We start from the raw sequence: 12,078 nt of genomic DNA on the forward strand, positions 1-12,078 counted from the left end.
ATCCGCACCTTACCGATATACGATGTGTCGAAGATCGCTGCGCAGGGCAATACCGAATAGCCAACCATCCCCGTCAAGCATCCTTCTTGACCAATCACCCCTCATATATTCTGCGCTGAAGACAAGCGAATGATCCTCGATCAGTGTCAAACCGAGCTCTTGACGCAGATAGCGGGCGTTCTCATCCGCGCCGTCGCTATACTCTACGATCCCAGCTTCAAATGCATAGTCCCAGAGGCCGGGTACAAGCGTGTAGTTCAGGCTGGCGGCGGCGCGCGCCTCCCAGAATTTTCCGAGTGTCGAAGTATGGTGCCGAAGGTTCAGCTGCACCGTTGCGTCAAGCCGATCATTGGGCGCAACCGAGGCCAGAAACTCAAGCCCATGCGCGATTTCGTCCCCATCCGGGGACGAGAGATAGTCCAGATCCTCATAGCTGTAGAGCACCGCATAGCTGCCGCGTTCAGTGAATTTGTTCATTCCGACGTTAAACGAGGCCAGTTGGTGATCCTGCTCTGGCAAGGCGCCCAGTGGGGTCTCGAGCCGTTCCTGCACAAACAGTTCGGACGAGAAATAGAACCTTGCCCCGTTCAGAAATCCGCCGGTGAACACATCCGGGGCGTATGTTGTTTCAAAGGACAGACGGGTCAGGCGATCCACGGCTTGGTCTGGGCTTCCACCCTCATTTGTCCGGGCCTGTTCGGCCCCAAGGGCCCAGCTCCATTCATGGCCCGCATAATCCACTTCAACCCGTTTGGCCCGTTCTCCGACGATCAGGTTCGGGTTGAGCGGCGAATGGAAATCCTGATCAATCTGCGAATAGCCCAGACCAAGCGATAATGCGTCGGGAATTTCAGGCGGCGTCAGACGGACTGTCAGTTCCGCTTCAAGCGCTTGTCCTGAACGCCATGTGCCACCATCAAACCACGCGGTCTCGTCCGCAGACAACAAGATATCCATCCTGTCGCCGAACACAGGCGCGGACAGCGACACACCTTTGCCCCGAACACTGCCAACCGACCCGTTGGGCAGATCCCCTGCCCGCCCATCATAGGCGGTGAAACCAAGGCGCAAACCGCTGTTCAAAAACGGCGCGATCTGAGTTGTCGCCCCGTACACCCGATCATTCCAGTCGTCCACGCCGATCAGGTTTTCCGTGCTGGTGGACAGGCTGGGTTGCAAAACGAACGCCGCGACCTCGTCCCGGTTGGCTTCATCCACGAAGCGTAAAGACACCCCGCGGCGCGACGCCTGGTCAATCAGGTTTCCGTTCATGTTGTAGTAATGCGAGCCCAACCGCAGGAACAGGTTCCCGCCAAGCACCGTGTGTCGGGTTTCCAGATAGTGATCATCAATCGCGTAGTATTCGCCGGTGACAGGATCCGACAACGCCGCCCGCGAGAAGCTTAGACCGCCACGCAGAAGGCCATTCCGGATGTCGAAATCCAGCCGCCCCCCGAACCCGGTATAGACCTTGTGTTCATCGCGATTGCCCACCACTCCACTTTCGGCCTGAAGGGCGACATAGGCTTCTGTGGTACCGGCCGCGACAAGCGTGAATTCCCACCGGCCGATGAAAACATCCCCGCGCGGTGTCTCTTCATACAGCACAATCTCATGCGTATTTCCGGTCAGATCTGTGGGCACCTTCAGACGAAGCGTTGTGCCGGACAGGTCCAGAGTGGTCCAGACCTGTTCGCCGTCTATCTCGACTTTCAACCGCGTCAGAGGAAGCAATTGGTCAAGCTCGATCAACAGGATTTCGCCGGGTTGCGTATCACCCAGTGATACATGATCGCTTGCGGGTGCTTCTGCTGGCAGCAAAAAAATCAGCAGTGCGGCGATCCACGCCCCAAATCCACCCGCTCTCTGCCCGCGATATCTTTTCACCAACATTCCCTCGTTTGCGTTTGAGGGTTACTAACGGGACGTCGCAAATTCTCAAGAAAAAACAGGTTTCTATCGTCTTCGGTTTGGTGAAGTGTCTCTGATACGTCAATCAAAACTATCTATGGGTGAATGACTATCCCAAGGCTACCGCTTAAGCCTTTTTTCATCACGACGTTCGGGTTGCGAACGTCCGTTGACAAATGTGGCGGTGTTTTGCCGGACGGACGCCCCGATCTTCGCGGCGCTTTCTTAGAGGATACGTGATCGATGGGATGTGTCTGACCCACCCACGCTATGCGTCACGCATAGTGCTTCTTCTTCGACATCTTTCCGATGCCGGGATTGAACGAATTGGAGGGATCACAGCAGGTATAATGCGCCGCCAGATCAGGCTTGGCCGGATAGAGATGCCCGACATTGTGTTCGGCCGGATATTCTGCGCCGCGCTGATCCAAAAGCTTCAACATCTGTGCCTTGATCTGCTTGGGATCGGCATCTTTTTTGACCACGTAATCCTGATGCAGCACGTGGCAGAAGAAGTGGCCATAATAAAGCTTGTGAACAAGCTGATCATCGACCTCGGCGGGCAGGACTTCGTACCAATCACGATCATTGCGGCGCAACGCGATATCAAGCGCCAAGATATCCTCGACCTCGTTCGAATGGATCGCCATGTAGCGCACGGCGGCGCCTGCAGCGGCGAACCGATGCAACCCGGCAATCTTCGCCTCGCGGTCGGAACATTCGAAGAAATCCCCGTCGCGATCCGCAAAGAGCTTGGACAGATAGTCCGACGCCTCGGCAATCCCGTCGTCTCGCATCTTCAGGATCAGGTGGTGACGATAGCGGTTGCGGAAGTCCTTCAACCGTTTCGGCAGGATGCTGGGGGTCAGGCGGGCAAACAGCTGCATGGCGCGGTCCGTGAAATTGGCAAGGCCGGGGACAGACCGCAGCCGCGCATCAATCGCGCCTTTCAGGGCAAAGAAGGACGGCAGGCGATCCGTGCCCAACCAGTCGATCATCATGACCGTGTCCTTGCCATAGCACTCGGTCAGATCGAACACCTCGCGTTCCATATATTCGCCCGAAACCGGCAGCGTCTCAAACTCCGACAGGATATGACGGCGCAGCTCTGTCAGGTCTGCGGTGTCATTGGTGCCGATATAAAAGGTCTTTTGCGTGGCGGGTTTGGCGTAGGTATCCAGCCGCACAGCGAAAACGCCAAGCTTGCCCGCACATCCCGAGGCCTCGTGCAGGCGGCGCTTGTCGGCATTGAACCGCGCGGGCGTTTCCGCGTCCACCTTGCGTACCTGACTGGCATAGTCGGTGGCGGACGCCTTGCGATTGGTATCAGGGACGCTCGACCCCAGATCGCCTGCCTCAAGCCGCGTCAGAATCTCCTCGGGCGTGTCGCCCAGATCGACCCCCAGATGATTGACCAACGACAGCTGGCCGTTTTCATCAACCTGCGCGTAAAGCGACAGCTCGGTATAGGATGGGCCACGTTCCACCAGCGAGCCGCCAGAATTGTTGCAGACCCCGCCGATGATCGACGCACCGATACAAGAAGACCCGATCACGGAATGCGGTTCGCGCCCCAGCGGGTCGAGAAGCTTCTCCAAGGCAAACAGTGTGGAGCCCGGAAAGCCGATGACCTGACGCCCCTCGTCCAGCGGCACGATCTTGCCCATGCGTCGGGTGTTGATCAGAACCACGTCGCGGTCATAGTTGCCCGACGGGGTCGAGCCTTCGGTCAGCCCGGTATTGGCAGCCTGCATGATGACGATCTTGTCAGCCGCGACGCAGGCCTCAAGCACCTGCCATTGCTCAAGCAGCGTCCCCGGACGAACAACGCACAGCGCTTCCCCTTCCCCCGATCTGAACCCGCGCCGAAAGCGTTCGGTCGCCCGCTGTCCGGTCAGGACATGACGGCGACCAACGATGTCGCGGAAACGGGAGAGAAGCGCGTCGTTGGTCATGCAGCAGCTCCTGCGCGTGTCTTCACCGCACCGTCCCCGAGAAAGCGCAGGTTGTCGCGGCTCAGTTGGTCGACGCGTGTGACGCCCATCAGTTTCATGTCGCGCTCGATCTCGGCGTGCATCAGACCCAGCGCGCGCTCGACGGCTGGTTGACCGCCCGCAGCCAGCGCATACAGGTATCCGCGCCCGATCCCCACTGCTTTGGCGCCAAGCGACAATGCCTTCAGAACATGAGTACCACGTTGGATCCCGCTGTCCATCATGACGTCCAACTTGTCGCCAACCGCCTGAACGATCTCGTCCAACTGATCGAACGGCGTGCGCGAGCCATCCAGCTGTCGCCCGCCGTGGTTCGACAGAATGATACCGGTGCAACCAATCTCGGCAGCGCGTTTAGCGTCTTCGACGGTCATGATGCCCTTCAGGCAGAACTGACCATCCCAGTCACGCACCATCTGGGCCACGTCATCCCATGTCATCGATGGGTCGAGCATGTCGGTGAAATAACCCCCGATCGAGCTGGCCCCACCCCCCATATCGACATGTTCATCCAGTTGCGGCAGGCGGAATTTCTCATGCGTGACATAGTTGATGCCCCACATCGGCTTGATCGCGAACTGGATCATGCCGCCCAAGGTCAGCCGGAACGGGATCGAAAACCCGGTGCGCAGGTCCCGTTCACGATTGCCGCCGGTGATGCTGTCCACGGTCAGCATCATCACTTCGACGCCGGCCTCTTTCGCGCGCTGCATCATGGCCGCGTTCAACCCGCGGTCCTTGTGGAAATAGAACTGGTAGACCTGCGGATTCTTGTGCTTTTGCCGCAGCTCTTCCAGCGACACGGTGCCCAGAGACGAAACCCCAAACATGGTGCCGTATTTGTCGGCTGCGGCGGCAACGGCACGTTCACCTTTGTGATGGAACAACCGTTGCAGCGCGGTGGGCGAGCAATAGACCGGCATGTCCAGCTTTTGCCCCATCACGGTGACGGACATATCCACGTCCTTCACCCCACGCAGGACCGACGGCAGCAGATCGCAATTGTCGAACGCGCTCGAGTTCTTGCGCAGCGTCACCTCGTCATCGGCACCGCCGTCAATGTAGTTGAAGATCGGCCCCGGCAGACGACGCTGCGCCAGTTTGCGGAAATCGTGGAAGTTGTGACAATCTTTAAGACGCATATTCAAACTCCTAGTACGCGACCGACGGCAGCCAAGTGGCAAGTGCGGGCCAGTAGAAGACAAGGGCAAGACCGATCAGCTGCAGGATCACAAAGGGAATGATGCCCTTGTAGATATCCGTCAGTTTGATCTCGGGCGGGCAAACCCCCTTCAGATAGAAGAGCGCAAATCCAACCGGTGGCGTTAAGAAACTGGTCTGCAACGTCACCGCGACAAGGATCACGAACCACACCAGCGCAGGTTCATCGATGGCGCCAAAGCCGGGAATATCCAGACCCAGCGCATTCACAATCGGGCGCATCAGAGGCAGCACGATCAAGGTGATCTCGATCCAGTCCAGCACGAAGCCCAGCAGGAACACGATGAACAGGATGAAAATCACAGTTCCAGTGGCGCCAAGGCCAGCGCTGTGGATCATGTCCTCGATCAACGCATCGCCACCCAGTTCCCGCAGCACATAGCTGAACACCGTCGCGCCCAGAAAGATCGCGAAGATATAGGCGGTGGTGTTGAAGGTGGCTTTCAGCACGTTGACCAGCTTACGGAAGGTCAGCTTGCGATAGCCCAGCGCCAGCAGGGTTGCGCCAAGGGCACCCACGCCCGACGCCTCGGTCGGCGTGGTGAGGCCCGCGAAGATCGAACCAAGCACCGCCAAGATCAGACCCAGCGTCGGCAGGATCGCAATCAGCACATCCTTGACCGCTGCCCAGTCAGGGCGGGTTGCGCCCTCGGGCACCGGGGCCGCGTCGCGTTTGATCAGCGCAATAACAAAAATATAGGTCAGGTAGAGGCACCCGATGATCACGCCCGGGAACACCGCGGCCATGAACAGATCCCCTACTGACAAGGCCATCTGGTCGGCCATGATCACCAGCATGATCGAAGGCGGGATCAGGATGCCAAGCGTACCGGACGCCGACACCACACCAGCCGCCAGCGAGGGGTTGTATTTCTGCTCCATCATCGACGGCAGCGACAGCACGCCCAGCAGAACCACCGACGCACCGATAATGCCGGTCGAGGCCGCAAGAATGATGCCGATCATGGTCACTGTGATGGCCAGCCCGCCACGCACCGTTCCAAACAAGCGCTGCATCGAGGTCATCAGACGTTCCGCCACGCCGCTTTCATCCAGCATCAGCCCCATGAAGATAAACATGGGCAACGCCACCAGAACAGCGTTCGACATAGTCGCATAGACCCGATTCACAACGGCCCCAAGGGTTAGATAATCAAGCCCGGTGAAGGTGCTTTCCAGCCCGGTCCAGAGCATCAGGTCATTGTCGAACAGGTAAGCCAGCCCGCAATAGGCCACCCCGACACCTGCAAGGGTCCACGCCACGGGGAAGCCCGTGAACAGAAGCGCGATGAAGGTCAGGAACATCGCGATGACCAGCTTCTCTTCGGTGGTTTCGACCACGAAGGTCAGAGCGGTTGCGACGACGGCGAAGGCCACCAGCGCCCACAGGATCAAGCGTAGGTCCTTGCCCTTCCGCTCGTCATCGTAATTCACCACAATCGCATGCGCGTCGTGGATCAAGCGGGCCACGGCAGCCAGCGCCAACAGCACGAAGCTGGCCGGGATCACGGCCTTGAACGCCCAGCGCGCGGCCAGACCTGTCGGGCTGTCAGAGCGTTCGTTCACCCGCCAGCTTTCATAGAAATAGTCCCAGCCCTGATCGACCATCAAATAGATGAAGGGCACCAGCAGCGCGAGGATCCCGATCACCTCGATCACCCGCTGCGCACGGCGGCTTAGTTGCATGTGCAGGATATCAACGCGCACATGGCTGTCGGTGACCAAGGCATAAGAAATGCCGACCATCGTCACCAACCCATAGAAATGCCACTGGATTTCGTCGAGCTTGGGGAAGTTCACGTTGAACAGATAGCGCAGGCTTACCTGTGTCACGATGGCGGCCACCAAAAGAAGGTTGGCCCACATGACGATGTTGCCTACGCCCTTTACAGTTTTGTCGATGGCGACGGCAGCGACCTGCGTGTCGCGGTCCTCGTGTTCGAGAATGTGTTCGTACACGTCGACGGGATCATTCAAGTCCACGTCTTGTTGATGCGGGGTCTGGGCCATGTTCTCCTCCACAGGCGATGGCGGCGAAATTGCGCGAGGTCAGGGATAAAAAGGGAAAAACAAATAGGTGCAGGGCGGCGGATCACGCCGCCCCACGTTCTTGGGAAAGTTACTTACGGGGGAGGAACGCGTTCTCTTTCCAGATCGCATAGCCTTCGCGGAACTCGGTCATGTCACCCAGAACCTTAGCGAAGAATTCGTCATTGGCGGCTTCTTCATCGGCTACGGCGTTCCAGTTCTCGCGGAAGACGTTCAGCATCTCGTCCGACCAGATTTTGATGGTCACGCCGTTGTTTTCGACGTTGTCCAGCAGGGCGTCATGCTGAATGGCTTCGCCTTCTGCAAAGCTGTCGGTCATCGAGGCCTTACAGGCGTTTTCGATGATGGCTTTGTGTTGATCCGATGCTTCGTTCCAAACGTCCTTGTTCACCAGCAGTTCAAATACGGTGGCCTGTTGGTGCCAGCCGGGGAAGTAGTTGAACTTGACCAGCTTATGGAAGCCCAGACGCGCATCGATTGCCGGCATCGAGAATTCGGTCGCGTCGATCGCGCCTTTTTCCAGTGCGGGGAAAATCTCGCCACCCGGCAGCAGGCTGGTGGCAACACCCAAGCGCTGCATCACTTTGCCGCCCAGACCGAAGAAACGCATCTTCAGACCTTCCAGATCTTCAGCGCTGTTGATTTCCTTTGCAAACCAGCCCGAGGTTTCCGGGGCGATGATCGCACAGGGCAGAACCTTCACATTGAAGCCCGCCTGATCATACATCTCTTGGTACAGGTTCATCCCGTTGCCATAGTACAGCCACGCCATGTATTCACCAGCTTCCGGGCCAAACGGCACCGCCGAGAACAGCGGGGCGGCCGGGATCTTACCGGCCCAGTAGCCCGCCGTGGTGTAGCCCGAGTTGATCTTGCCCGAGCTTACGGCGTCCAAGATCTCGAACGGTGGCACCAGCTTGCCGGGCTCGTAGACTTTCATCTTCAGCGTACCACCAGACATCAGGTCCAGCTGTTCGGCAACGCGCGGGATCGGCGAACCCAGACCCGGCAGTGCGGTCGAGAACGCAATCGGGGTTTTCAGCAGCAGTTTGTCGGCAGCCTGCGCTGCGGTGGTGGTCAGAAGAGTCGCGGCAATCGCCAGCGAAGTCAGGGTCTTTTTCATGGGTTTCCTCCGAGGTTGGACCGTAATGACCGGCGCCGCCTCCACGGCAAATCCGGCATTGATACAAATTGGTAAATAAATATTACCACCGCGACCGGTCAACAACTTTATTTACCACTGGCAATTCTCAACACTGAGTTTTCGTAGGTTAAACGGCACGGATTTTGGGCAATCGTCAGCCAATGAGGCCCACATACCCCGGACATTCCTGTTATTTTTCAAACCATAACAAGGAACACCGCGAAGATTTGATCCGGGTTGATTTTTGATCAGCGTTGGTTACTTTGTTTTACCACCACTCCGGGAACAACTTGGAACCGAGGTAAGCTCAAAATGACGAACAAAGCTCTTTTTGATCCGGTTGGACACGAATCACTGGCCGATGCTGTCGTCGCACAGATCGAGGATTTGATTGCCTCGGGCATCCTAAAACAGGGGCGAAAACTACCGTCAGAACGCGAGCTGGCCGAGACACTTCGCGTCTCGCGCCCAAAGCTGCGTGAAGCGCTTCATATTCTAGAAGAGCGCGGCTTGGTCATGATCAAGCACGGGGAGGGCAGCTTTGTTGCGCCCTTGACCGGTCAGGCGATGCTTCCCGCCCTTCTGGATCTGTATGGCCGTCACGAACCGGCGTTTTTCGATTACCTGGAATACCGGCGCGAACAAGAGGGCTTCGCCGCCCGCCTTGCAGCCCGCCGCGCCACGCACGCCGACAAAGAGCGGATTTCCGAAATCCTGACCGAGATCGAGCGGGCGTGGAAGACAAACGACGCGGACGCATCGCGCGAAGCAGATTTCGCCCTGCATTCAGCCATTGTGGATGCCAGCCAGAATGCAACGCTGATCCATATGATGGCGTCGATTTTCGACCTGACCCAGCAAAGCGTGTTTTATAACCGCGACTTCCTGAAGACGCTTGATGGGACGGGTAAGAAACTGCTCGAACAACACTTAAGCTTGGGGCAAGCGGTCATCGACGGGGACGAAGAGCGCGCGGAAAAAGCGGCGCTGGATCACATCGACTTTGTGGAACAGTCCTTCCGGCAAGGTCTGGAACAGCAAAGGCGCGAGGCGATGGCCGAAAAACGTCGATTGATGGCGCAATAGCCGCCGACGTCTCAGCCCGTATCCGCAGCAACCAACCCAAGCGCCTCATCAGATGCCCGCGTCCCATATTTGTCGCGCGGTGGCATCGGGCGCGTTTTCCAGCCTGGCTCGAACGCGAAACTCGACACGCTTCGGCCATCGACCAGAGCCCCATTCCCCGCACCCAGAGCGTAATCGTAATAGAGCTTCACGATTTCTTCCTGTGACACCTGATCCGTCGCGTCGTGGGCCAAGCACGCCGTGCGCCACTTCGCAACACGATCATAGTCCGGACCGGCGGGCAGCTCGAAACCTTCATAATAGTCAAGGAACCAGAACCGTTTGAATACCGGGGTAAACACGGCTTCTGCCAAACCGAACTCATCGAACAGGAAGGTGCCGTCCGGGTTGTATTCAAGCAGGAAGTCATTGAGGTCCCGGTAGAGGCCAAGCAGCTTGTCATTTAGCGCCGTGCGCTGCGCCTTGTCCTGATTCATCACATAGATATAGCCCGCCATCGTGAACGAACCTTCTTTGGCGATCAGCATGCTTTCAATCGCATGTTCATATGGGTCGCGACGCCGCAGCGGCGCCCCTTCGAGCGCTTCATCGAGATAGCGCAGGATCACCAAGCTTTCCTTGAGGATCTGGCCCTCAGACGTTTCAAGGACCGGCAACGCCGTTGTCCCGCGCGTCTTGGCCAGAAGGTCAGGATCGCGCGGCTTGGTGATATCGACGACACGGAACTCGACGGCATCCTGCTGGCCGCGCAGGGCCAGCAGGATCTCCAACCGCTGAGAAAAGGGACAGACGGGGATGTGGTAGACAACGGGTTTGGTCATGGCTCTCAATCTAAGGGGGGACCGGTAAAGGTCATGTTATGGCGATCACCGGATTCTACAATGGCCGGCATGTCATCAGGGATTGCGAACTGACCGGCGACCATGTCGGCGAAGAACCCTTCAAACCCGCCAGGGGTCAGGATGACCAGATGGCGGCATGGTTCGTCTCCGATCACCTTGAACGTATGCTCTTTGCCGCGCGGGATGAACGTGCTTCCCCCGGCTTCCAGCACCTGTTCTTCGCCTTCCAACCAGACCCGACACGCACCGGTCAGGATCACGAAGGTCTCGTCTTCATTGTGATGGATATGGCGCGGGGGGCCGCTGCCGATGGGCGAGGTGCTGTCGACAATCGACATGGCGCCATCCGTTTCATCAGCGGCCAGAATGGTTTTATAGGTCACGCCCAGCCATTCGAGCTCGGCGTTTGTGGTCTTACTGTCTTTCATCATTTCTCTCCTAATACCGTGGATTGAAACGAAAGCGCCTTCGTTGACTGAAGCTTAATCCAGCCTCAAGATATCTACCAAACAGACATTTTTAATGCAGGATATTAATCAAATGAATTTCGCGACATTCGATTTGAATCTTCTCAGGGTATTGGACGCGCTGTTCCGCGAGGGGTCGACCGTCAAGGCGGGCACACGGTTGGGCCTGTCTCAATCCGCTGTCTCCTCGGCCCTGTCTCGTTTGCGCCATGCGCTGAACGATCCGTTGTTCGTACGGCAGGGAAACACGCTGGTGCCCACTGAATATGCTGAAAGGATACGCCAAGACCTGCCTGGAGAGCTGAACCGGATTGAGGTGCTTCTTTCTCCTCAGGATACTCTTGACCCGGCGACCGCCGAGGGGAACTTCAAAATTGCCGCGTCTGACTTCATGGCTGAAATGTTGATGCCAAAGCTTGGTGACGTGCTGCTGAAGAAAGCTCCGCGATTGCGCGCCCAACTGGTCGATCTTGTCCCCTATGATTACGTGGACAGTTTGGAGCGGTATGACGCGGATCTGGCACTGATCCCCGACACAAAACTGCCAAACTGGATCAGCCGCGCGCCGCTGTTTCACGCGCCCTTTGTGGTCATCGCGCGCAAGACCAACCCCGGCATTGCCGGACTTCAGGACGGTGCCATGATGCCGATGGAACGTTTCTGCGCCATGCCGCATGTGCTGTTCTCACCCGAAGGCAAGCTTGCGGCGATGGGAGATGCCGCATTGGCCAAGGTTGGGCAGAAACGGCATGTCGCCATGACGGTTCCCGTGTTTTCGGGCGTGTGCCGGGTTGTTCGTGACAGCGATCTGATCGCCTTGATCCCCGCGCAACTTGCGACCGAGGTGAAAGATGCCTACGGGCTTGACGTTTTCCAGCCACCGATGCCCATCGCGCCATCTTTGATCATTGGCATCTGGCACAGCCGGGCTGACAAAACACCGATGGCCGCGTGGATGCGCGCGCAGATATTCGATCTACTGAGGGCGTTAGACTGATCGATCAGCAATGGAAAAAGCACGTCGCGCATCAGGCGCGAAAAGCCGCCCTCGGGCAGGTATGCATCGGTGAAATACAGTCCCGCAGCGGGCGAGGAGGTCCCGCGCAAAGGCGGAGCTGCGGTCACCCGCTCGGACACTCTGGTAATCAACAAGACCGACCTTGCCCCCATGTCGGCGCAAGTCTTGACGTGATGGACCGCGACGCGGCGCAGATGCGCCCCAATCTGCCCTTGCTCTTCACCAACCCAAAGCACTGCGAGGGCGTTGAAGAAATATGGGGCCACATTCGATCCGTGGGTGGTGTGTAGCAGGCATCTTTCGGCTTGGATGGCCGCGCAAACTGGGGCCGCGAAGGAACCGACAT

Annotated in this window: 9 protein-coding genes and 1 pseudogene; 3 read left to right on the top strand and 7 right to left on the bottom strand. The window is 57.9% G+C overall.

From position 1 onward, the window contains the following. Window positions 1–9 precede the first annotated feature (9 nt). The 5 genes from G0Q00_RS10240 to G0Q00_RS10260 form a co-directional block, all read right to left on the bottom strand. Window positions 10–1,893 carry a hypothetical protein gene (locus tag G0Q00_RS10240; protein ID WP_163038994.1) on the bottom strand — a complete coding sequence of 628 codons (1,884 nt, stop codon included), beginning with the start codon at window positions 1,891–1,893 and terminating at the stop codon, window positions 10–12. 293 nt (window positions 1,894–2,186) lie between these two features. Continuing rightward, window positions 2,187–3,866, bottom strand: a complete 1,680-nt coding sequence (gene dld / locus G0Q00_RS10245; RefSeq protein ID WP_163038996.1) for a D-lactate dehydrogenase — start codon at window positions 3,864–3,866, stop codon at window positions 2,187–2,189. Then, window positions 3,863–5,047: an alpha-hydroxy acid oxidase gene (locus G0Q00_RS10250; RefSeq protein ID WP_163038998.1), complete on the bottom strand. Its 1,185-nt coding sequence runs from the start codon at window positions 5,045–5,047 to the stop codon at window positions 3,863–3,865. The genes dld and G0Q00_RS10250 overlap by 4 nt, the downstream gene beginning before the upstream one ends. A gap of 10 nt (window positions 5,048–5,057) precedes the next feature. Beyond that, window positions 5,058–7,136 (bottom strand): TRAP transporter large permease subunit, encoded by a 2,079-nt coding sequence (locus G0Q00_RS10255; protein WP_163039000.1) that lies wholly within the window; start codon window positions 7,134–7,136, stop codon window positions 5,058–5,060. A 109-nt stretch (window positions 7,137–7,245) separates the two neighbouring features. Further along, complete coding sequence (locus tag G0Q00_RS10260; RefSeq protein ID WP_163039001.1) at window positions 7,246–8,298, bottom strand: TRAP transporter substrate-binding protein; 1,053 nt, start codon at window positions 8,296–8,298, stop codon at window positions 7,246–7,248. A gap of 333 nt (window positions 8,299–8,631) precedes the next feature. On the opposite strand from G0Q00_RS10260, the gene G0Q00_RS10265 reads away from it, so the two are divergent. Beyond that, window positions 8,632–9,405, top strand: a complete 774-nt coding sequence (locus tag G0Q00_RS10265; RefSeq protein WP_163039003.1) for a FadR/GntR family transcriptional regulator — start codon at window positions 8,632–8,634, stop codon at window positions 9,403–9,405. Window positions 9,406–9,416: 11 nt separating this feature from the next. On the opposite strand, the gene G0Q00_RS10270 is transcribed toward G0Q00_RS10265, so the two are convergent. Together G0Q00_RS10270 and G0Q00_RS10275 are read right to left on the bottom strand one after the other, a co-directional pair. Continuing rightward, window positions 9,417–10,226 carry a glutathione S-transferase family protein gene (locus G0Q00_RS10270; RefSeq protein WP_163039005.1) on the bottom strand — a complete coding sequence of 270 codons (810 nt, stop codon included), beginning with the start codon at window positions 10,224–10,226 and terminating at the stop codon, window positions 9,417–9,419. A 5-nt stretch (window positions 10,227–10,231) separates the two neighbouring features. Continuing rightward, on the bottom strand, window positions 10,232–10,675 hold the full coding sequence (locus G0Q00_RS10275; RefSeq protein WP_163039007.1) for a cupin domain-containing protein: 444 nt from the start codon (window positions 10,673–10,675) through the stop codon (window positions 10,232–10,234). Between the two features lie 112 nt (window positions 10,676–10,787). Between G0Q00_RS10275 and G0Q00_RS10280 the strand changes: the two genes are divergently transcribed. Both G0Q00_RS10280 and G0Q00_RS15890 read left to right on the top strand, forming a co-directional pair. Further along, window positions 10,788–11,711 (top strand): LysR family transcriptional regulator, encoded by a 924-nt coding sequence (locus tag G0Q00_RS10280; RefSeq protein WP_163039009.1) that lies wholly within the window; start codon window positions 10,788–10,790, stop codon window positions 11,709–11,711. Between the two features lie 84 nt (window positions 11,712–11,795). Continuing rightward, window positions 11,796–12,022 (top strand): annotated as a pseudogene (locus tag G0Q00_RS15890) (GTP-binding protein); the annotation flags it as partial. Window positions 12,023–12,078 lie beyond the last annotated feature (56 nt).

It is taken from the genome of Aliiroseovarius sp. PrR006 (assembly GCF_010500215.1).
Classification (GTDB): domain Bacteria; phylum Pseudomonadota; class Alphaproteobacteria; order Rhodobacterales; family Rhodobacteraceae; genus Aliiroseovarius.

Coding starts and splice junctions, on each gene's coding strand:
- G0Q00_RS10250 (WP_163038998.1), bottom strand. CDS start 5,047: ATGCGTCTTAAAGATTGTCACAACTTCCACGATTTCCGCAAACTGGCG.
- G0Q00_RS10255 (WP_163039000.1), bottom strand. CDS start 7,136: ATGGCCCAGACCCCGCATCAACAAGACGTGGACTTGAATGATCCCGTC.
- G0Q00_RS10260 (WP_163039001.1), bottom strand. CDS start 8,298: ATGAAAAAGACCCTGACTTCGCTGGCGATTGCCGCGACTCTTCTGACC.
- G0Q00_RS10240 (WP_163038994.1), bottom strand. CDS start 1,893: ATGTTGGTGAAAAGATATCGCGGGCAGAGAGCGGGTGGATTTGGGGCG.
- G0Q00_RS10275 (WP_163039007.1), bottom strand. CDS start 10,675: ATGAAAGACAGTAAGACCACAAACGCCGAGCTCGAATGGCTGGGCGTG.
- G0Q00_RS10270 (WP_163039005.1), bottom strand. CDS start 10,226: ATGACCAAACCCGTTGTCTACCACATCCCCGTCTGTCCCTTTTCTCAG.
- G0Q00_RS10265 (WP_163039003.1), top strand. CDS start 8,632: ATGACGAACAAAGCTCTTTTTGATCCGGTTGGACACGAATCACTGGCC.
- G0Q00_RS10280 (WP_163039009.1), top strand. CDS start 10,788: ATGAATTTCGCGACATTCGATTTGAATCTTCTCAGGGTATTGGACGCG.
- dld (WP_163038996.1), bottom strand. CDS start 3,866: ATGACCAACGACGCGCTTCTCTCCCGTTTCCGCGACATCGTTGGTCGC.